This is a genomic window from Novosphingobium sp. HR1a (genome assembly GCF_015594425.1).
Taxonomy (GTDB): domain Bacteria; phylum Pseudomonadota; class Alphaproteobacteria; order Sphingomonadales; family Sphingomonadaceae; genus Novosphingobium; species Novosphingobium resinovorum_A.
Genome location: NZ_JABXWS010000102.1, coordinates 103,480 through 124,205, shown reverse-complemented (window position 1 = coordinate 124,205; position 20,726 = coordinate 103,480). Strand labels below are relative to the sequence as shown.

19 protein-coding genes are annotated in these 20,726 nt (G+C 66.1%); 17 read left to right on the top strand and 2 right to left on the bottom strand.

The annotated features are described in order from the left end of the window. The first annotated feature begins 66 nt into the window (after positions 1-66). The 9 genes from HWN72_RS27090 to HWN72_RS27050 all read left to right on the top strand — a co-directional run bounded on the left by HWN72_RS27090 (position 67) and on the right by HWN72_RS27050 (position 11,969). Positions 67-1,113 (top strand): IS110 family transposase, encoded by a 1,047-nt coding sequence (locus tag HWN72_RS27090; RefSeq protein ID WP_211151873.1) that lies wholly within the window; start codon positions 67-69, stop codon positions 1,111-1,113. 487 nt (positions 1,114-1,600) lie between these two features. Next, entirely contained in the window at positions 1,601-1,798 is a 198-nt protein-coding gene (locus HWN72_RS32090; RefSeq protein WP_211151872.1) for a hypothetical protein, read from the top strand. Between the two features lie 143 nt (positions 1,799-1,941). Next, positions 1,942-2,703, top strand: coding sequence for an SDR family oxidoreductase (locus HWN72_RS27080; RefSeq protein ID WP_069709617.1), 762 nt, complete (start codon positions 1,942-1,944; stop codon positions 2,701-2,703). A 197-nt stretch (positions 2,704-2,900) separates the two neighbouring features. After that, the gene (locus HWN72_RS27075) at positions 2,901-5,066 is read left to right on the top strand and encodes a TonB-dependent receptor (RefSeq protein ID WP_211151871.1); all 2,166 of its coding nucleotides are present in this window, start codon (positions 2,901-2,903) and stop codon (positions 5,064-5,066) included. A gap of 80 nt (positions 5,067-5,146) precedes the next feature. Continuing rightward, on the top strand, positions 5,147-7,126 hold the full coding sequence (locus HWN72_RS27070) for a glycoside hydrolase family 3 protein (RefSeq protein WP_211151870.1): 1,980 nt from the start codon (positions 5,147-5,149) through the stop codon (positions 7,124-7,126). A gap of 25 nt (positions 7,127-7,151) precedes the next feature. Further along, positions 7,152-8,807 (top strand): thiamine pyrophosphate-binding protein, encoded by a 1,656-nt coding sequence (locus HWN72_RS27065; protein WP_211151869.1) that lies wholly within the window; start codon positions 7,152-7,154, stop codon positions 8,805-8,807. A 2-nt stretch (positions 8,808-8,809) separates the two neighbouring features. Continuing rightward, positions 8,810-9,601, top strand: a complete 792-nt coding sequence (locus HWN72_RS27060; protein ID WP_211151868.1) for an aspartate dehydrogenase — start codon at positions 8,810-8,812, stop codon at positions 9,599-9,601. A 21-nt stretch (positions 9,602-9,622) separates the two neighbouring features. Further along, positions 9,623-11,110 (top strand): aldehyde dehydrogenase, encoded by a 1,488-nt coding sequence (locus HWN72_RS27055; protein WP_211151867.1) that lies wholly within the window; start codon positions 9,623-9,625, stop codon positions 11,108-11,110. 55 nt (positions 11,111-11,165) lie between these two features. Beyond that, a complete protein-coding gene (locus HWN72_RS27050) occupies positions 11,166-11,969 on the top strand; it encodes an IclR family transcriptional regulator (protein WP_211151866.1) in 804 nt (267 codons plus the stop codon). Between the two features lie 188 nt (positions 11,970-12,157). Here the strand turns inward: HWN72_RS27050 and HWN72_RS27045 are convergent, their stop codons facing one another. Together HWN72_RS27045 and HWN72_RS27040 are read right to left on the bottom strand one after the other, a co-directional pair. Further along, positions 12,158-12,997 carry an SIR2 family protein gene (locus HWN72_RS27045; protein ID WP_211151865.1) on the bottom strand — a complete coding sequence of 280 codons (840 nt, stop codon included), beginning with the start codon at positions 12,995-12,997 and terminating at the stop codon, positions 12,158-12,160. Beyond that, entirely contained in the window at positions 12,994-14,235 is a 1,242-nt protein-coding gene (locus tag HWN72_RS27040) for an MFS transporter (protein WP_069709611.1), read from the bottom strand. The genes HWN72_RS27045 and HWN72_RS27040 overlap by 4 nt, the downstream gene beginning before the upstream one ends. A gap of 171 nt (positions 14,236-14,406) precedes the next feature. Between HWN72_RS27040 and HWN72_RS27035 the strand changes: the two genes are divergently transcribed. Genes HWN72_RS27035 through HWN72_RS27000 form a run of 8 tightly spaced genes read left to right on the top strand, consistent with a single transcriptional unit; the run spans position 14,407 to position 20,714 of the window. Beyond that, the gene (locus HWN72_RS27035; RefSeq protein WP_069709610.1) at positions 14,407-14,739 is read left to right on the top strand and encodes a recombinase-like helix-turn-helix domain-containing protein; all 333 of its coding nucleotides are present in this window, start codon (positions 14,407-14,409) and stop codon (positions 14,737-14,739) included. Further along, positions 14,736-15,782, top strand: coding sequence for an aromatic ring-hydroxylating dioxygenase subunit alpha (locus HWN72_RS27030; protein ID WP_069709609.1), 1,047 nt, complete (start codon positions 14,736-14,738; stop codon positions 15,780-15,782). Before HWN72_RS27035 ends, HWN72_RS27030 begins: the two co-directional genes overlap by 4 nt. A gap of 4 nt (positions 15,783-15,786) precedes the next feature. Beyond that, positions 15,787-16,587, top strand: coding sequence for an IclR family transcriptional regulator (locus HWN72_RS27025; RefSeq protein WP_083274810.1), 801 nt, complete (start codon positions 15,787-15,789; stop codon positions 16,585-16,587). Then, a complete protein-coding gene (locus HWN72_RS27020) occupies positions 16,563-17,498 on the top strand; it encodes a VOC family protein (protein WP_069709607.1) in 936 nt (311 codons plus the stop codon). Before HWN72_RS27025 ends, HWN72_RS27020 begins: the two co-directional genes overlap by 25 nt. A 25-nt stretch (positions 17,499-17,523) precedes the next feature. Continuing rightward, positions 17,524-18,078, top strand: coding sequence for a cupin domain-containing protein (locus tag HWN72_RS27015; protein WP_211151864.1), 555 nt, complete (start codon positions 17,524-17,526; stop codon positions 18,076-18,078). Beyond that, complete coding sequence (locus tag HWN72_RS27010) at positions 18,078-18,932, top strand: alpha/beta fold hydrolase (protein WP_211151863.1); 855 nt, start codon at positions 18,078-18,080, stop codon at positions 18,930-18,932. Before HWN72_RS27015 ends, HWN72_RS27010 begins: the two co-directional genes overlap by 1 nt. Before the next feature lie 4 nt (positions 18,933-18,936). Continuing rightward, positions 18,937-19,719: an SDR family oxidoreductase gene (locus HWN72_RS27005; RefSeq protein WP_211151862.1), complete on the top strand. Its 783-nt coding sequence runs from the start codon at positions 18,937-18,939 to the stop codon at positions 19,717-19,719. Between the two features lie 44 nt (positions 19,720-19,763). Further along, positions 19,764-20,714, top strand: a complete 951-nt coding sequence (locus HWN72_RS27000; protein WP_211151861.1) for an ABC transporter substrate-binding protein — start codon at positions 19,764-19,766, stop codon at positions 20,712-20,714. Positions 20,715-20,726 lie beyond the last annotated feature (12 nt).

Sequence of the window (20,726 nt, the reverse complement as noted above, 5' to 3'; positions counted from 1 at the left end):
GCTCCCAACGGCATCGCAATGTGCCAGATTGAGCTTGTCGAAAGACTCAAACGAGGGAGGCCGTCCGTGGAGCAGATTACCCGTATTGGCGTCGACACGTCAAAGAATGTCTTTCAGTTGCATGGCGTGAACGCGGAGGAAAAGCCCGTTCTCCGCAAGAAGCTGACCCGCACGCAGATGCTTGCTTTCTTCAAGGATCTGCCACCAACCGTCATCGCGATCGAAGCATGCGGCAGCGCTCATCACTGGGCGATGCACCTTGGCTCACTCGGGCATGAGGTGAAATTGATCGCTCCGCAGTTGGCCAAACCGTACGTGAAGCGGGGAAAGAATGATGCGGCCGATGCCGAGGCCCTCTGTGAGGCGATGAGCCGCCCGACGATGCGCTTCGTGCCGGTCAAGACCGCGGACCAGCAAGCGGCTCTGATGCTGGTAGGTATGCGAGACAGGCTGGTCCGGAACAGAACCCAGCTGGCTAACGCAATTCGCGGTTATGCCGCAGAGTTCGGGCTTACGGCAGCTAGAGGCATATCGAGGATTGAGCTGCTTCTTGGCGATATCGCCTCCGATGGTAGTTTGCCGGAGCTATCCCGTGAACTATTTGCGTTTCATCGGCGCGAGTATGAGCTGTTGCAGGCAGAAATCGAAAAAGTCGAAGCCAAACTCATGGAGTGGCATCGCAACGATGAATGTAGCCAGCGTCTTGCCCGGATACCGGGCGTAGGCCCGATTGGCGCATCCCTGCTGATGATGAAAACCCCTGATCCCAGACTGTTCAAATCGGGGCGTGACTTCGCGGCCTGGATTGGTCTCACGCCCAGGGATCATTCAACGGCAGGTCGGGCTCGTCCCGGCGGTATCACGCGCGGTGGAGACGAACACTTGCGAAGCGTGCTGGTCGTGGGCGCCACCTCCGTTCTCAAAAATATCAGGGCGGGGCGCAGCAAGAACTCGTCGCCCTGGCTCGTCAAGCTTTTGGAACGGAGCCAGAAGCCCAAACTTGTGGCCGTCGCTCTGGCGAACAGAATCGCACGCATCGCCTGGAAGCTGATGGTGAGCGGCGAAAGCTACAGGGCGATAACCGCCCAACCAGTTCTGAAAAAGGCAGCGTGAGAGATTGGCCTGTCATGGTTAGCAATCATAGAATGCTACCGTGCTGAGCTGATGTGGGATCTTGCAAGAAACGAGTAGGTGGTTTGATCGATCGATCCGTAACGTGAGACACTCCGTTAGAGTCAGTGGCTGTCAAACAGTCGCCTTCCTGTTTGGAACTCACCTCGCGGAAACCATCTTGGCCAGCGGCTATACACGGCCGCAAAGACAGGTCGGACATATGGTAGCAAGCGATCTGGTCAAAATAACCGCTCAAACGTCTTGCAAGAGGGAGCCGTCCACATATGACTCTACCGTTGTTCGTTCTCCGGCGAAAGCTTTAGGCGAAGATCGTTAAGTGTTACGTTCACCATTGCTGCTGGCCCCGTGTGCCGCCATGATTAACACGGGGGGGGATGGCGCCTGACCGCGCGGGCTTACTGCGCTGCCTTCCTCTCGGTATTGCGCCGCTTGACAAGTTTTTCGAGCTCGTTGGCATTGAGAACCCATGTCCCCGGGTCTTGCGGCCTTCGCGGAACACGGGCCGCGTTGGCAGGATGCGTGCCTGCTCGTTGGTGAAAGGCTTGAAGAGCGAGAAGTGCATGGCGCATTCGAGGAGTCCGATCACCGGCGTCCTGCCATCCGGATCGATCATGGTCTCGGACTTGTCCCAGAAATGTTCATCATTGGGCGCGGCTATCGCTGATCATCACGAATTCAAGGGCTGAATGCCGACATCCGCGCGCATCCCTTCTTCGGCATTTTGTTTTAGCACACGCAGTGATCGCTTGATGATCGGCAAAACGTTTGATAGCGAAACAGTGTGTTCAAATAAGAGACTCAATTAGTATGGCGATTGAACTGGTAGATCGGACGATCTTGGTCAGCGGCGGCGCACGGGGCCTGGGAGCGGCTTTCGCGCAGGCTTGCGCAGAAGCTGGCGCGCGTCTCGCAATCGCGGATATCGATGGCGAGGGCGCCGCCAGCACCGCGCAGCAACTTCGCGCGAACGGTTGCGACGCCGAGGGCTTCGCGGTGGATATCGCCGATGCCGATTCCGTCACTGCGCTCTCGGCCGAAGTCGAGCGGCGCATGGGCGGGATCGACGGGCTGCTCAACAACGCTGCGCTGGCAACCGGTATCGGTGGCAAGACCTTCGAGGAAATCGACATCGATCAGTGGGACCAGGTCATGCGCATCAACGTGCGCGGCACTTGGCTGATGACCAGGGCTTTCGCGCCCATGCTGCGCCGTTCCGCCAAGGGCGGGCGTGTGCTCAACATTGCCTCGGACACTGCACTCTGGGGCGCGCCGCGCCTGTTGCACTATGTCGCGAGCAAGGGTGCCGTCATCAGCATGACGCGCTCGCTCTCACGCGAGCTGGGCGAGGACGGGATCACCGTCAACGCGCTTGCGCCCGGTCTCGTGCGGGTCCCGGCGACCGATTATGTGCCCGAGCAGCGCAAGCAGTTCTACGTGGACGGTGCCGCGATTCGCCGCCCGCAAGTGCCGCAGGATACCGTCGGCGGGGCCGTGTTCCTGCTCAGCGATGCCAGCGCGTTCATTTCAGGACAGATCCTGCCGGTGAATGGCGGCCTGATTTCCGCCTGATCGCTTGATTTCTCCAATATTTTCAGCGGCCGGCGTAGCGATACGTCGGCCGTTTCCGTGCGCCGGGTTAAGCGCTGCCGCGACGGGGCGCCGATCACAAAGACCATTGACAAAAACCACATTTGACGGTTTGATTGCAATACAAACACCGTTTGAAATACGAAACAAACGTCGCATCACAGGTCAGGGAGTTTTCCATGTTCAGCCGCAGTGCATTCACGAGTTCCATGCTGGCGATCGCCGTCGCCGCTTTGCCGCACGTCGCTGCCGCGCAGGATGCGCAGGCGCCCGCCGCCGAGAACGAAGGCCTGGGCGAGATCGTCGTCACCGCCACAAAGCGTTCGGAAGACTCCCAGAAGACCGCCACCGCGCTGCAGGTCTTCACGCCTGACCAGCTCAAGAAGAACGGCATTGCCGACGTCTCGGGCCTGACCACGGTTTCGCCCAGCCTCAACATCGGCGCCAGCTCGGGTGCGGCGTTCCTGTCGATCCGCGGCGTCGCCAGCCGCGACTTCACCGAGATCGGCGACAGCGCCATCGCGGTCAGCATCGACGACCAGTACCTGCAGCGCCCGACCGGCATCAACGCAAGCTTCTACGACCTGGAGCGCATCGAAGTGCTGCGCGGCCCGCAGGGCACGCTCTACGGCCGCAACGCCACCGGCGGCGCCGTGAACATCATCACCAAGAAGCCGACCGACCAGCTTGAGGGCTACGTCTCGGTCGAGGGCGGCAACTACGACACGATCAACGCCGACGCGGCCGTCAACATTCCCATCGCACAAGGCGTCGCGATGCGCGCCTCGGCGGTCTCGCGCTACAACGACGGCTTCCGCAACAACGGCGATGCCGGTCGCGGCGACAGCACCAACGTCAAGGGCGGCCGCCTGCAGTTCCTGCTGACGCCGACCGATCGCCTCAAGGTCCTGCTCAGCGGCGACTACATGCACCTGGGCGGTTCGGGCGCGGTCTACGACGGCGTCAAGCTGACCACCGTGAACGGCGTCGTCACCACCACGCCCAAGGACAAGGCCGGTGCGGCGACCCACTTCGACCTCAGCACGCGCGGCAAGATGGATACCACCAACATCCGCGCGCTTGGCCGCGTCGACTACGACCTCGACTTCGCGACCGTCAGCTCGATCACCGGCTACATGAAGCAGGACCTGTTCAGCCGCTGGGACAACGACGGCCAGGCCGACAAGTACTACATCTATACCCGTGACGAGGTGTCCGAGGACTTCAGCCAGGAGCTGCGCATCGCCTCGAACAACAAGTCGGGCTTCATCTGGCAGGCGGGTCTCTACTACTTCAACGAAGACCTGACGCTCGCCAACTTCTTCGACAACGACGTCAGCGGCTCGCCGGTCAACCTGCGCGAATACCACTATGACGTGACCACCCGCTCGAAAGCGGCGTTCGGCCAGGTGTCGTACGACCTGCTCGACAACCTGCGGGTCTCGGGCGGCATCCGCTACACCGAGGACATGAAGAGCCGCAAGGGCTACAGCTGGGTCGGCAGCTTGACGCAGGACACCAGCGACGGCGTTGCCGAGCGCACCTACGGCACCGACGACACCCGCGCGAAGTGGACCAAGGTGACCTGGCACGGCGGCATCGACTACACGCTCAGCCCTGAGAACATGATCTATGCCAAGGTCGACAGCGGCTACAAGTCGGGCGGCTTCAACAACTTCGGCCTCGGCAACTACGATCCCGAGACGCTGATCGCCTACGAACTCGGTTCGAAGAACCGCTTCTTCGACGACAAGCTGCAGGTGAACCTCAGCGCCTTCTGGTATGACTACAAGGACCAGCAGGTCTCGCAGGTCATCGGCGCCGACACGATCGTCGTCAACGCTGGCAAGTCGCGCATCAAGGGCATCGAGGCGGAAACCGTCGCGGCGCTGTTCGCGGGCAGTCGCATCGACTTCTCGGTCACGTATCTCGACGCCAAGTACCGCGACTTCTGCACCAACAAGACCACGGCCGGCGTCTGCACCGTGGACTACCAGGGCAACTACCTCGTCCAGTCGCCCAAGTGGTCGATCAACGCCGGCATCCAGCAGAGCTTCGCGGCGCTGGGCGGCGAGTTCACCGCACGGGCGCAGACGCAGTACCGTTCGGAACAGTGGATGAGCTACTTCAACCGCTCGACCGAACGGCAGGGTTCCTACACCCGCACCGACCTCAGCCTCGAGTACGTGCCGGATAACACGAACCTGTCGGTCCAGGCCTATGTCCGCAATCTCGAGAACAGCGTCGTATTGACCGAGGCGGCGCAGAGCGGCCTCTACGGTGCCATCCGCAGCCAGTACGCGCCGCCGCGTACGTATGGTGTGCGCGCGACCTTCCGCTGGTAAAACGGCGAGGGGGCGCGGCGCCTACCCATCCTCCTCCCAACTGCCGCGTCCCCTTCTTTCCTTACCTTCGGAGATCACCGATGCCGCGCATGACGTCCATCCTCGCCCTTGCTCTCGCCACGCTGGCCGCCCATCCGGCGGCGGCGCGCGAGGGCAAGGCGCAGCAGCCCGAGATCGGCACCCGATCCGCGCCGGTGCTGACGGTGGACGGCCTGCGTTTTCGCGACCTCGACCGCAACGGCTGCCTCGATCCTTACGAGGACTGGCGGCTGCCCGCGGCGAAGCGCGCGAAGGATCTGACCGCGCGCATGACTATGCCCGAAAAGGCGGGCATGATGATGCATGCGGTGAATTCGGGCTATTTCGGCGCGGGGGGCACCGTGCTCGACCAATTGGCTCCGCCGCCTCCCGGCGCGCTCAAACCGCCGGTCAACGTGACGGGCGTGCCCGGCTTCGATCGCGCCGACAAGCCGAGCCCCCGCGATCTCATTCTCAATCGCCATGTGCGCTATATCATGACCTCGCCGGGCGGTTCGCCCGCCGATGCCGCGCGCTGGGCCAATGCGCTGCAGGAGATGGCCGAAAGCGCGCGCCTGGGCGTGCCGATCGTGTTCAGCGCCGACCCGATCCACACCACCAACCGCCTGCCGGGCGGCGCGCTGCCGCCGCCGGACCGCGTGAAGATCACCTCCAGCTGGCCCGACCAAATCGGGCTCGGCGCGGCGCGCGACCCGGCGCTGACGCATCGTTTCGGCGAAGTCGCCTCCGCTGAACTGCGCGCGATGGGCTTTCGCATGATCCTCAACCCGATGGCCGACGTGGTCAGCGAGCCGCGCTGGAATCGCATTCCTGGCACCTTCGGCGAGGATGCGAAGCTGAACGGCGAACTCGCCGCGCAGTTCATCCTGGGCGCGCAGGGCACGAAGCTGGGCCCCGATGGGATCATGGCGACGGTCAAGCACTTCCCCGGCGACGGCCCGGTGGAGCACGGCCTCGATCCGCACAATCCCTATGGCAAGAGGCTAGTCTATCCCGGCAAGCTGCAAAAGCTGCACTACGAAGCGTTCGCGCCGTCGTTCCGCGCAGGCGTGGCCTTCGCGATGGGCAGCTACGGCATCCCGACCTGGACCGACACCGTCGCCTCCAGTTTCTCGCGCAAGGTTATGACCGACCTGCTGCGTACCAAGATGCACTTCAAGGGCGTGGCCATCACCGACTGGATGCATGCCCAGCCCTGGGGTCTGGAAGACGAGCCGAAGATCGAACGCGAGCGGCGCATGGTCTGGGCGGGGATGGACCAGCTCGGCGGCGAGCACGAGACCTCGTACATCATCGACCTCGTCAGGCAGGGCAAGCTGACCGAAAAGCGCATCGACGTCTCGGTGCAGCGCGTGCTCGAACCGATGTTCGCGATGGGGCTTTTCGAGAACCCCTACGTCGATCCCGAAGCTGCGCTGCGCGTGGTCAAGGCGCCCGAATACGTGGCCGAGGGCGAGCTGGCACAGCGCAAGTCCATCGTCCTGCTCAAGAACGCGGGCGGCGTCCTGCCGCTGGCGCCCGGCAAGAAGGTGGCGCTGGAAGGCTTCGCCGCGACGCCCACGGCGCTGGCGGGCAGCGTGACCGATGCTGCCATGGCCGATGTCATCGTCGTCAAGGTCAACGCGCCTTATGCCGACAACAAGACCGGGCAGGCCTTCTTCGTGCGCACCCATGAAGGTACCCCCGTCTTCGCGGGCGCCGACAATGCCGATGAGCTGGCGATGATCCGCAAGGCCGTCGCCACCGGCAAGCCGGTCGTCGTGGTCATGAGCATGGAGCGTCCTGCCGTCCTTGCCGAATTCATCGACACCGTGCCCGGCATGATCGCCACCTTCGGTTCGGGCGACGATGCGCTTGCTGACGTGCTGACCGGCGCTTTCAAACCCACGGGCAAGCTGCCCTTCGCGCTCCCCGCCGACGCTGCCTCCGTCGAGCAGCAGGCCGAGGATGTGCCCTTCGATTTCGCGGCTACCGCGTACCCGTTCGGCTTCGGCCTTTCCTATCCTCCCCGGAAAAACTGACACCATGGAAGTGATCGACACCCCAATGACGCAGACCGCAGCGACCACCGAGACGCAGACCACCGTTGGCGCCCTGATCGCGCAGCTGCTGGCGCACTGGGGCGTCAGCCACGTCTTCGGCGTCATCAGCATCCACAACATGCCGATCCTCGACCCCTTGGGCGAGCAGGGTGCGATTCGCTACATCTCCGCGCGCGGCGAGGCCGGCGCGCTCAACATGGCCGACGCGCATGCGCGCGTCACCGGCAACCTGGGCGTCGCGTTCACCAGCACCGGCACCGCAGCGGGCAACGCGGCGGGTGCGATGGTCGAGGCCCTGACGGCGGGCTCGCCGGTCATGCACATCACCGGGCAGGTCGAACTGGAGCACCTCGACCTCAACCGCGCCTACATCCACGAGGCGCCCGCGCAGATGCAGATGCTGGGCGCGGTGTCGAAGGCCGCCTTCCGCATCACCTCGCCCGATCAGGTGGTCGAGACGATGCGCGCCGCCGCCGAGGCCGCGCTGTCGGCGCCCACCGGCCCGGTTTCGATCGAAATTCCGGTGGACGTGCAGGCTGCAGCCATGCCGATGCCCGCCGTGCTGCCCGAACTCTCGCCCAGGCGCCCGGCCACCGATGCGGCAAAGATCGCCGCGCTGGCGGACATGCTCGCCGCCGCGAAGAAGCCGGTGATCCTGCTGGGCGGCGGTGCACGCGGCGCCGAGGCCGAAGCGACCGCGCTGGCCGACAAGGGCATCGCCATCGTCACCTCCACCAATGGTCGCGGCGTCGTCGCCGAGACGCACGCCATCTCGCTGGGCGCGTTCAACTGCACGAAGGAAGTGCAGGCGCTCTACGACGAGGCAGACCTGATGATCGTCGCCGGTTCGCGCCTGCGCGGCAACGAGACGTGGATCTACAAGCTGCGCCTGCCCGCCAAGGTCGCGGTGATCGACGCCGACGAGACCTCGGACGGCCGCAGCTACGCCAACGACCTGTTCATCCACGGCGACGTCAAGGCGACTTTCGCGGGCCTGCTGGAAGCGCTGGGCGACAAGGCCTACGACGCCGCATGGGGTGAGACCATCCGCGCCGCGCGCGAGGTGATGCACACCGCCATGCGCAAGAGCCTGGGCGCCTACGACCGCCTCGTCGACGAGATCCAGGCCCGCATCCCCGCCGATGCGGCATGGGTGCGGGACGTGACGATCTCCAACTCGATGTGGGGCAACCGCTTCCTGCAGGTCGGCAACACCCGTGCAGGCGTCCATGCCGTCGGCGGCGGCATCGGGCAGGGCCTGCCGATGGCGATCGGCGCGGCCTTCGGCACGCCCGGCGGCGCCTATGCGCTGAGCGGCGACGGCGGCCTGACCCTGTGCCTCGGCGAACTCGCCACGTTGGCCGAGGAAGACCCCGACGTGACCCTCGTGCTGATGAACGACAAGGGCTACGGCGTGATCCGCAATATCCAGGACGTGGAGTACGGCGGCCGCCGCCACTACTCGAACATCCGCGTGCCGGACTTCGCGATGGTCGCCGCCTCGATCGGCCTGCGCCATGAGAAGGTGAGCGACATCGCCGAAGTCGGCGCCGCGCTCGACCGCGCGCGGGCCACGCCGGGCGCCGCCATCGTCGAGATCGACATGCTGGCGATCGGCGCCTACCCGCAGGCCTTCGCCGGCCCGCCGCGCAAGGACTGAGCATGGCGAGCATCGCACCCCCGCGCATCGGCCTGATCGGCGACGGCGGCATTTCGCGCGCCGTGCGCGAGGCGCTGGGCGGGGCCGTGCCGATCGTCGGCATCCTCGCGCGCTGCCCGCGCGAGGGGCTGGACGAGGCGCTGCGCGTCGAGACCGTGGCCGACCTGCTGGCCCGCGCTCCCGACATCATCGTCGAATGCGCGGGGCACGAGGCGGTGCGCGCCTATGGCGCCGACGTGCTGCGGGCCGGATTGTCCCTGATGATCGTCTCCACTGGCGCGCTGGCCGATCCGGCGCTTGCGGAAGCGCTGTCCGCAGCGGCCGAGGAAGGCGGCGTACAGCTCGTCCTCGCCTCGGGCGCGATGGCCGGGATCGAGGGGCTTTCCGCCGCGCGTCTCGGCGGGCTGGAGCGTGTGCGCTACACCGGCCGCAAGCCTGCTCTGGCATGGCGCGGTACGCCTGCCGAAGGTCTGCTCGACCTCGCCGCGCTGATCGAACCTGCCGTGTTCTTCCGGGGCGATGCGCGCCAAGCCGCGCTGACCTACCCGAAGAACTCCAACGTCGCGGCCACCGTGGCGCTGGCGGGCATCGGCTTCGACCGTACCGAGGTGGAACTGGTCGCCGATCCGACGATCGCCACCAACGTCCACGAACTGAGCTTCGAGGGCGCCGACGGCTCCTTTGAAGTGCGCATCGCCGGGGCGCCCTCTGCCGCCAACCCCAAGACTTCCGCGCTGACCGCGCACAGCATCGTGCGCCTGCTTCACGGCATGGCCGCACCGATCGTTATCTGAGAACTTGTCAGGACTTTGGCCATGACCCAGCTGCTTTCCCCCGCCGACGTCGACTTTTCCGAAATCTGCGTGGGCGGCGTTTTCGGGCCGGGCAGCGGCGGCACCGCGCGCAGCATCGATCCGACCGACGGCACGCTGGTCGCCGATTACGGTATCGCCGGGCTGGACAATGTCGAGGACGCGGTGGCGATGGGGCAGGCTGCCATGGCCGATCCGGCGTGGCGTAATCTCAAGGCCCATGAGCGCGCCCGCGTGCTCTACCGCATCGGCGACATGATCGGGGCCCATGCCGACGCGATCGCCGCGCTGCAGACCCGCGACACCGGCAAGACACTGATCGAAACCCGCGCCCTCGCGATGTCGGCGGCGGGCACTTTCCGCTATGTCGCATCGACGCTCGAGACGCTCGACGAGGACCTGACGCCGTCGCGTGGGCCGTGGGTGACGATGTCCGTGCACGAACCGCTTGGCGTGGTCGCTGCCATCACGCCGTGGAATTCCCCGATCGCCAGCGACGCCCAGAAGGTCGCACCTGCGCTGGCGGCGGGGAATGCCGTGATCCTCAAGCCCGCCGAGTGGACGCCGCTGGTCTCGCTGTTCTTCGCGCGGCTGGCCTACCGCGCCGGTCTGCCCAAGGGGCTGCTCTCGGTCCTGCCGGGGCCGGGCCGGGTGATCGGTGATGCGCTGGTGCGCCACCCGCTCGTCAAGAAGGTGTCCTTCACCGGCGGCACCGTCACCGGCGTGCGCATCGCGGAAATCGCGGCGAGCAAGCTGATGCCGGTCTCGCTCGAACTGGGCGGCAAGTCGCCCACCATCGTCTTCCCCGATGCCGACATCGAGGAGGCGATCGCGGGCGTGCTCTACGGCGTGTTCAGCTCCACCGGGCAGTCGTGCATCGCGGGTTCGCGCCTGTTCGTGCATGAAAGCATCCGCGAGGAGTTCGTCAGCCGCCTGGTTGAGCGCTCGAAGGCGCTGCGCATGGGCCGGGGCGATGCGCCGGGCACGCAGATGGCGCCGATGATCCACCACCGCCACCGCGACCATGTCGCCGCGATGGTCGATGCCGCTGTGGCCGCAGGCGCGCGCGTGCTGTGTGGCGGCGAAGTGCCGCAGGGCGAATTCGCCGAGGGCGCGTGGTATCCGCCGACGATCCTCGACACCGTGACCAACACCGACACCATCTGCCGCGAGGAAGTGTTCGGCCCGGTGCTGGCGGTCCTGTCGTGGCGCGACGAGGAAGACCTCGTCGCGCAGGCCAACGACAACGAATACGGCCTCGCCTGCGGCATCTGGACACGCGACTACAAGGCCGCCTGGCGCATCGCGCGCCGGATCGAGGCGGGCACGGTCTGGATCAACACCTACAAGCAGTTCAGTTCCTCCACGCCGTTCGGCGGCGTGAAGGACAGCGGCCTCGGCCGTGAAAAGGGACGGCACTGGATTCAGGCCTACATGAACCAGAAGGCGATTTACTGGGGAATGTCCGAAGAACCCATAGGCTGGGGTTGATCCAGGGGTCATTGCCGGTCAAAGACTTCGGTTCCTGTTTAGTAGTCGAGACACGATGACCCAGCCCGAAACTTCGCCGGATATCGACGAGCGCTACATCGTGCCCGGCCTCGTCAGGGGCTTGCAGGTCCTGCAAAGTTTTACCCGCGAACGACAGGAACAGACCGTCGCCGAAGTGGCGCGCCAGATCGGCGCGACCCGCTCGACCGCGTTCCGGCTGGTCTATACGCTTGAATATGCAGGCTATCTGCGCCGCATCGCGGACGGCAAGCGTTACCAGCTGGGCAGCCGGGTGCTGGAACTCGGCTACAGCTTCCTCGCGGGCAAGGATCTGATCGAAGTCGCCAACCCAATCCTTGCGCGCCTGCGTGACGACACTGGCACTTCGACGCATCTGGTGGTGCGCGAAGGGCGCGACGCGGTCTACATCGCGCGGTTCCAGGGCAATACCAGCCTCATCAGCGCCGTCACCGTCGGTTCGCGCCTGCCGGCGCACGCCACCGCGCCGGGCCGCGTGCTGCTGGCGAACATGAGCCTGTCGGAAGTCGTGGCACTCTACGAGAGCTTCGAGTTCACCAAGTACACCGACGCCACACCCGACAGCATGGGCGATCTCGTCAGCCTCGTCGAAGGCGACCGCAAGCGCGGGACGGTGGTGAGCTGGGGGTTCTACGACAGCAACGTCGCCAGTGTGGCGGTGCCGGTCTATGACGCATCGGGCGAAGTGGCGGCGGCAATCTCGATCAGCTGCCCGATCAACACTTTCGACCGCGAGACGTTCGAGGGCCGCATCTCCACGCAAGTGGAGCGCGCGGGCATGGAGATTTCGCGTGGTCTCGGATACCGCGCTGGCATCTGACGCCTTCGGCCATACCGTTCGGCCACCCTGCCCGGCACCGGGGCATTGCGACGGTGCCGGGCGCGGCCGGCTTTAGTGGAAGAAGAACCATAGCAGCAGAATGACGGGGATAGGAACGCCGATCAGCCACAACAGGATACCCTTGCCCATGTCCGTTCTCCTTTATTTCTCAGGACAATGGACCACTGCTATCTTAGTTCCGCCCCGGTCCCGCTCCTGACCGCATCGCGCAGCCTCCGCAGGAACTTGAGCGTGGCCGCCGATGGATCGTCCGCCCTTTCGTGCAGCACGCGGATACCCCACTGGCTCAGCACCATCTGCTGCACCGGATCCTGCTTGGGGGAGAACACGAAGGACGGCGGCCGATCGCGCTCTCGTCCCGATTCCTGCCACATCTGCCACAGCCGGTAGAGCAGCATGCGGATGTTGAGGTCCGACATGCTGTAGCCCAGGAACAGCAGCGTGCGGCCCATCGCGTCGGCCTTGAACTTGATGTCGAGCGGGGAGTCGAACGCCAGGCGGCGGAAGTAGTCGGTTTCGGCCAGAACCAGCGATTCGTCATCGTCGAAGTCGCCATGGAACTTGACGATCTGCGGCAAGCCCCGCTCGGCGTTGACGATGTCGCTGGTGTTGGCCACCTTCACGAACTCGCGCCCGTGGGCCTGGTAGGCGATCTCGAGGTTGTTGTCGTAGTTGGTGGTGTAGACCAGCGGGAAATCGAGATCGACGATGATATCGTGGATTTCCGATTCCCGCACCTTGTCGCTGCAGACCGACCAGGTGCGGTCCATCCAGCTGCGCAAAGGGCCGATGCTGCCGTTCTTGAGGCGGTAGTATTCCGATAGAGTCTGGTAGGACCAGCCGGACTGGTGCGGCATGTCCTCCAGCCCGAGTTCGCGCTTCATGTGGTCTATCAGCTCGTGCCACGAAGGCAGGCCGACGCTCATCGAAAGGCCGGCGCCGGCGAACAGCAGGACGCGCCGGTCCCGCACCGCCGCCGCAAGCTCCTCGAAGCTGGCGACGATCATGCCGGTACCGGCTCGCGCTTCGTCACCGGCAGCAGCGCCAGCGCGCAACAGGCCGCTGCCATCAGGCCGGTGGCGATGGTCATCACGGCGCCGTAGCCGCCGCTGGCGTCGCGTACGAAGCCGAACAGCGCCGGGCCGATCGACGAGCCGACGAGGAACGCCGCCAGCAGGTAGCCGTAGATCGCCGCGAAGGCGCGCTGGCCGAAGTAGCGGCTGATGAACAGGGCGATGACGTCGCTCTCCGCGCCGAAGCCGAGGCCGATCGTGAGTGCCACCATGACCAGCAACCCCATACCCGCATGCGCGCCCACGCTCACCGCCAGCACGAAGCCCAGCGCCGAGCAGGCGAAGAAGGCGATGGCGACGCGCGGCACCGGGAAGTGGTCCGCCAGCCAGCCCACCAGCACGCGGCCCGCGATCGTCGAGAGGCCGTAGGCCGAGGCGACGGCGGCGGCCTGCCCGGTGCTGAGCCCGTGGTCGAGCGCCAGCAGCGAGATATGCGGCACGATCCCGGTGAGCGCCACCGAGGCGAGCAGGATCGCTGCCGCCATCAGCGCGAATTCGCGGGTGCGGCGCGCTTCCGCCAGCGTCAGGCCGGCGACGGCGGTGGTGGAGGCGAGGGTGGCGGTCACGGCAGCCGGACGTGCCAGCGCCAGGTTGCAGAAGAATGGCACCGTCATCACCAGCAGCGCCAGCGCCGAGAGCGCGACGCGCCAGTCGAGAGCCGAGAGCAGGGCGCCCGCGATCAGCGGCATCACCACGTAGCCGACGCCGAGGCCCGCTGCCGCGATGCCGATGGCAAGGCCGCGATGCTGCACGAACCAGCCGGTGATGAGCTTGGAATAGCTGATGCTCTGAGTCGCCACCGTCGTTGCACCCCATGCGAAGGTCACGGCGTACAGCAGCGGCAGGCTTCCCGCCAGATAGGCGAGCGCCGGGAACCCGAGGGCCAGCGCGATCATTGCCGGGAAAAGCAGGCGGCGCACGCCATGCCGGTCGAGCAGCGATCCCGTCAGCGGCGAGACGAGCACGCCTGCGACGTTGAAGAAGGTCAGCGCCAGCATGATCGCGCCGCGGCTCCAGCCGTGTTCGGATACGAAATGCGGGGCGAACAGGCCGAAAGTGCCGAAGATCATCGGGCCGGGGCTGAAGGCGAGGCCGATCACCGCGGCGGCGAGCACGCGCCAGCCGGGATAGCCCAGGTTCGATTCCGCAAGTGCGGAGCCGTCAGATGTCATGGATGCGGCCCTCATGTATCATAATTGAGACGGATTATTCCTATGTCAAACATATCGCCTTGCAAAGCCCGAAATCGGAGTCTCGAAACCGGACGCAATCAGCCCCGCTTGACAGGTAGGCTTCGTTGCGGCACCAATCCCATATCGTAGACAATGGTTCGTATATCAAACATGAGGGTCGCGATGCGGTACAATCTCTATCTCGCCGAAACCGGCGACGCCAAGGGCGGCGGTCGCTTCATCGAAGAGCCCGATCAGGTTGACAACTTCGTCTTCCAGACGCGCGGCGGTCCGCTCGATCCGTTCGAGCAGGCGCTGTCGCAGGCCCTGACCGCCGCGTTCGATGCCGGCGCGTTCGAGTTTCCCGAACTCGTCGCCGCGCTCAATGCCGGCGGCAGCCGCGCGCCTGACGGCGCCGCGTGGACCGAGCCGACGCTCGATGCCGAACTCGATCGTCTCGGCCAGGCGCTCTTCCAGCCCGTTTCCGGAGGCATCGCCGCATGAACGCTCCCGCCAAGATCGCAGCGAGCCCCATCACCGCAGGCCAGCGCCTTAACGAAGGCCTGCGCGAGATGTGGTATCCCGTCGCGCCCAGCTGGATGCTCCAACAGGCGCCGCTGGGCCTGACCCGCCTGTCGCAGCGCATCGTCCTATGGCGCGACGCCGACGGCGGCGTGAAGGCGATCGACGACCGCTGCCCGCATCGCGGCGCGCGGCTGTCGATGGGCTGGAACCTGGGCGACCGCGTCGCCTGCTGGTACCACGGCGTCGAAGTGAACGGCGAAGGTCGGATCGAGGACATTCCCGCGCTCGCCAAGTGCGTGATGAAGGGCCGCCAGCTCAACCGTGCCTTCCCGGCAGTGGAACGCGCAGGCGCGATCTTCGTCTGGTTCGGCGAGGGTGAGCCTGCGCCGCTCGAACTGCCTGAGGAAATCTCCGGCGGCGAATGGGCCGACATCCTGTGCACCGCGCACTGGAAGTGCAACTGGCGCTATGCCGTCGACAACGTCATGGACCCGATGCACGGCGCGTACCTGCACGCCCAGAGCCATTCGATGGCCGAAGGCGACAAGACCGCGACCATGCGCGCGCGCGACACCGAGTCCGGTTTCGTCTTCGAGAAGACCAACCAGACCGGCGTCAACTTCGACTGGACCGAAGTGGGCGTTACCGGCGCGCTGTGGCTGCGCCTGTCGATCCCCTATGGCAAGTCGGCAGGGCCGGGCGGCTCGTTCGGCATCGTCGGCATGGTCGTGCCGGTGGACGAGACCAGCTGCCGCGTGTTCTTCTGGCGCTGCCGCAAGGTACAGGGCTGGTCGCGCAATGCGTGGAAGTTCCTCTACCGTGCGCGTCTGGAATCGCTGCACTGGGACGTGCTGGAGCAGGATCGCCTGATCCTCGAAGGCATGGACGACAAGGCCCGCGAACAGGAAGCGCTCTACGCCCACGACGGGGGCATCGTGCGCCTGCGCCGCATGCTCGACCAGCTGGCGGCGGCCGAAGTCGCGAGCGCGTCCGAGCCTGCCTGCGAGCACGAGCGGGCCTGAGCCCATGCCCGAGTCCTCCCTGGAACGCGGGGTCAGGGTGCTGCGCCAGTTCGGGCGCGAGCGGCCCCGGCTGGGCGCCGCCGATCTCGGCGCGGCGCTCGGCATCCCGCGCTCCAGCCTGCACCGGCTGCTGGCCGAGATGGTCGACATGGGGCTGCTGCGGCGCGACGGCGACGGGCGCTATGCGCTCGACGCCGGGGTGTTGCTGCTGGGGCACGAATTCCTCGCCTCGCAGGATGTCGTCGCGCTGGCGCGGCCGGTGCTGGAAGCGCTGAGCGCGAGCACCGGCTGGACCACCAACCTGGCGGTTCGGCAGGGCGCCTCGATCCTCTACCTCGTGCGCTGCCGGGGCGAGGGCGCGGTGACCGAGAACGTCTCGGTCGGCGCCACGCTGCCCGCCCACGCGACCCTGATGGGGCGCGTGCTGCTGGCCGGGCTGGCCGGCGCGGACGTTGCGGCGCTTTACGAAGCCCATGTCTTCGGCGATCGCGGCGATGCGGTGCCTTCCTCGCTGCAGGCCTTGCTGGAGCAGCTTGAACGGGACCGCGCCGCCGGGTGCCTGGCCAGCGACGGCTATTACGAGACCGGCCTCGCCGTCGTCGCCGCGCCGGTGCGCGAGCGCGGTGACAGCATTGCCGCCGCGATCAACGCCACCCGCGCGGGCGCCAGCGCCGCCGAGGCGGTGCGCGTGCGCGCCGCGGTGATCGAGGCGGCCGATACCATTTCTGCGCTGATGGGCGGATCGCCTGCAGCGTTCGTCAATTCCAATGGAGAACGGGCATGGCCCTCCACGACAGCAGCCTGACCGGCATCGAAGCGGTCCAGTTTTCGACCACCGACCTTGCCGAAGCCACGCGTTTCCTCGGCGATTGGGGCCTGACCGACGCGGGCAGCGATTCCGCCTGCCTGCGCTACGTCACCCGTGACGGCGCCGAAGTCGAAGTGCGCCACTGCGACGATCCGGCCCTGGCACCCGGCGTGGAAGAGGGCGCCAGCTTGCGCGCCGTCACCTGGGGCGTGACCGACGAGGCTGCACTTGCCGCGCTGGCGCTGCGTCTTGGCAGCGATGCCGCGCCGGACGCCGATGGCCTGCTCAGCATCAAGGATCCCACCGGCTTCACCCACCGCTTCCGTGTGCGCCAGCGCGGCGAAGCGGTAGCGGATGTGCAGTTGGTCAACGGCCCCGGCCGCGCCAATCGCGTGGACAGCCGCTCGACGGTCTACACCAGGCCCGCGCCGATCGGCATCGGCCATGTCGTGTTGTTCATCGATGACCTTGACGCGACGCTGGATTTCTTCACCAGGCGCCTCGGCTTCGTGGTCAGCGACAGCTACCCCGGCCACGCCGCGTTCCTGCGCTGCCGTACGCCGGGGCCGCACCACGATGCCTTCGTGCTGCGTCGTCCCGGCAAGCCCGGCGTCAACCACGTGGCCTTCACCGTGGGCAACATCCACGAGGTCTTCGGCAGCGGCCTGTCGATGAGCGCGAAGGCCTGGACCACCGATATCGGTCCGGGCCGCCATCCGATCTCGTCGGCCTATTTCTGGTACTTCCGCAGCCCGATGGGCGGCTCGTGGGAGTTCTACGCCGACGACGACTACTGCACCGCCGACTGGGTGCCCAGCGAGTTCGAGCGGAGGCCCGAACTGTTCGCCGAATGGGCCATCGCGGGCGGCATTGACGGCAATACACGGCGCCAGGCACGCGGCGCCTGATCTCGAAATCTCAGGAGGAACAGTGATGGAAGACACCGCAGCGCCCGCGCGCAACAAGATCGTGCCCGAGGGCAAGACCCTCGCCGAATGGGTCGACAGCCGCCTTGCGCGCTATGAGACGCGCAAGCTCGACTGGAACGCCCTGAAGTTCCAGGCCGACTTCGATCCCAAGTACAAGCGCGCCCAGATGCGCTACGTCGGCACCGGCGCCACCGGCGTTGCCAACGACACCAACACCGTCGCGGCAGAGCACTTCACCTTCTCGACGATGGTGCTCCCCGCAGGCTGCGAAGGCCCGCTCCACCTCCACGACGACGTCGAGGAAGTGTTCTTCATCCTGAAGGGCAACAAGGTGAAGCTGATGTTCGAGGCCGAGGGCGAATATTACGAGACGTACGTGCGCGAGCGCGATCTCGTCTCGGTCCCGGCGGGCATCTATCGCGGCCTCGTCAACGAGGGCATCGAGGAAGCGCTGATGATCGTGTGCCTGGGCACCAACGTTCCCGAGACGCCGACGTATCCGCCCGAGCATCCGCTCTCGCAGGTGAAGCGTCCCAAGCCGATCAACGCGGACGCATAATGGACCTCGCGCCGCCCGATCTTTCAGCACGCCTCGACGCCATCGCCCCGCTGCGCGAAGGCGCCGGGTTCAGCTGGCGCGAGGCCGGAGAGGGCACGCGGACGCCGCTCGTGCTGCTGCACGGCATCGGCTCCAATGCCGGAAGCTGGGTGGGGCAGTTCGAGGCGTTCGCCGCCGAGCGGCGGGTGATCGCCTGGAATGCGCCGGGGTACGGCGGAAGCGTGCCCTTGCCGGCCGGTACTCCCGTCGCCGGGGACTATGGCGCGGCTTTGTGGCGCCTTATGGACCACTTGGGTGCCGCTCAGTGCATCCTTGTAGGGCAGTCGCTGGGGGCGATCATGGCGACGGCTGCGGCTCGGATCGCACCTCCGCGGGTGGCGGCGCTGGTGCTCGCCAGCCCGGCGACCGGCTATGCGGTGCCCCCGGGCGCGGACCTTCCGGAGACGATTTCGCGGCGGATTTCCGACATTCGCGAGCTTGGCTCCGAAGGCATGGCCGAGCGCCGCGCCATGCGCCTCGTTACCGACAAGGCCTTGCCTGAAGTGCGTGCGCTGGTGCGCAGCGCGATGGCATCGGTGAACCCGGACGGCTACGAACAGGCGGTGCGCCTGCTCGCCGCCAGCGACCTTCCGGCGTTGCTGCACGGCGTGTCGCGGCCCGGCATGGTGCTGTGGGGGGCTGAGGACGTGGTGACCCCGCCGGCCGGTTGCCGCCGCATCGCCGAAGCCTTCTCAGGCGTGCAAGGCATTGAAATACCAGGGCTTGGTCACGCGTTCGCGACCGAAGGCCCGCTGCAATTCAACGAGGCGATCCGGCCGGTCCTGGCCGCCGTCGATCGCGCAGGAGGAAACTGAAGCTATGGATCTGGGTCTCGCAGGCCGCGTCGCGGTCGTCACCGGCGGATCGTCCGGCATCGGCCTCGCCACCGCACGCCGTTTCCTCGACGACGGCGCGAGCGTGGTGATCTGTGGCCGTGATCGGGAGCGCCTGGACAGCGCCGTCGCGCAGCTTGGCGGTGGGGATAATCTCCATGCCGAAGCCTGCGACGTGCTTGATCCCGAGGCCGTGCAGCGCCTTGCCGAGAACACGGTCAATCGCTTCGGCAAGGTCGATATCCTCGTCAACAACGCCGGGCAGGCGCGCCTGAGCACGTTCGCCAGCACGCTCGACACGGACTGGGACGCGGAACTGAAACTCAAGTTCTTCAGCGTGATACATCCAACCCGCACGTTCCTGCCGTTGCTTCAGGCCAGCGATGCGGGCGCGGTCGTGGTCGTCAATTCGCTGCTGGCGCGCCAGCCGGAACCGCACATGGTCTGCACTTCCGCTGCGCGTGCTGGTGTACAGAACCTGGTCAAGTCGCTCAGCGTCGAACTGGCGCCCAAGGTGCGGGTGAATTCCATCCTCATCGGCACCGTCAACAGCGGGCAGTGGGAGCGCCGCTACAGGGAGCGTGCGGCTCCGGGCGTCACGTACCAGGAATGGCTGACCGGTCTCGCGCGCGAAAAGCACATTCCGCTGGAGCGCTTCGGGGAACCGGAGGAGACGGCAGCGGCGATCGTATTCCTGGCATCTCCGGCTGCGGGCTTCATTACGGGCGCCGCGCTGGAAGTGGCGGGCGGTGTGTCGCGGTTCGCATGATGCGCTTCGCTCTCGGCAGGCGCAGCCATCGACGGGCGCTCTGCATGCTGGGCTTCGCCGCCGCCATACTCGGGCAGCCTGTGCTTGCCCGGCCCGATGACAAGGTCACGTACCTGTTGCCCGCGCCCAGGGAGGCGATCGTGCTTGCCCCGTTCCTGCTGGCCGAGCAGGAGGGGCGCTACCGCCGCGAAAAGCTGGACGTCCGGTTCGTCGTGGTTCCGGGCGGCTTCAACGTCGGCGAGGCTCTGGCGCGCGGCGAAGGCGATCTCGGCGGCGCCAGCGGCGATACGCCGATCCTGCTGCGCTCGGCGGATCTGCCGGTCAAGGGCATCGCGCTGCTGGGCCGGCATTCTTTCCTCACGCTCGTCACCCGTCACGACAGCTTCGAGACGTCGGGTAGCTTCGAGGGCAAGGCCATCGATGTGCCGTCGCTGAAGGACACCTCCTACTACGCGGTGCAGAGGATGGCAGAGGGCTCGTCCGGAAGCTCCCTGCGGATCAGCACGCAAGCGCGTCCTCCGGCCGAACTGATCGCCGCGCTCGGTTCGCGCCGCATCGATGGATTCATCGGGACGGTCGACTGGGGCGTGAAGGCCGAACGCGAGGGCCTCAGGCTCGACTACCGGGAACTGGATGCGATCTATCCGGCGATGGCGCAGGCGATCATGGCGTCGGAAACCACGATCGCGGCGAAGCCGAAGGTCCTGCGCAGGTTCGTGCGTGCGACCCTGCAGATGATCCGGCAGATTGCCCGCGACCCGGAGGGGGCAGCGATGCGCTATGAAGCTGCAGTCCCCTCCAGCGGTTATAGCCATGCCGAGATCGTGCGTATTTTCGGGTTGCTCGCCACACATGTCTACGGTGATCTGAAGTTATTGGGGCGTTTCAACGAGGCGACTGTTTGCTCCGCCGAAGGCGAACTGTTGGAACGCAAGCTGGTGATACGTCGTCGGTCGGCCTCTGACTATTTCACAAACTCGATCGTCGGGCGATAACGTGGGAAGCAA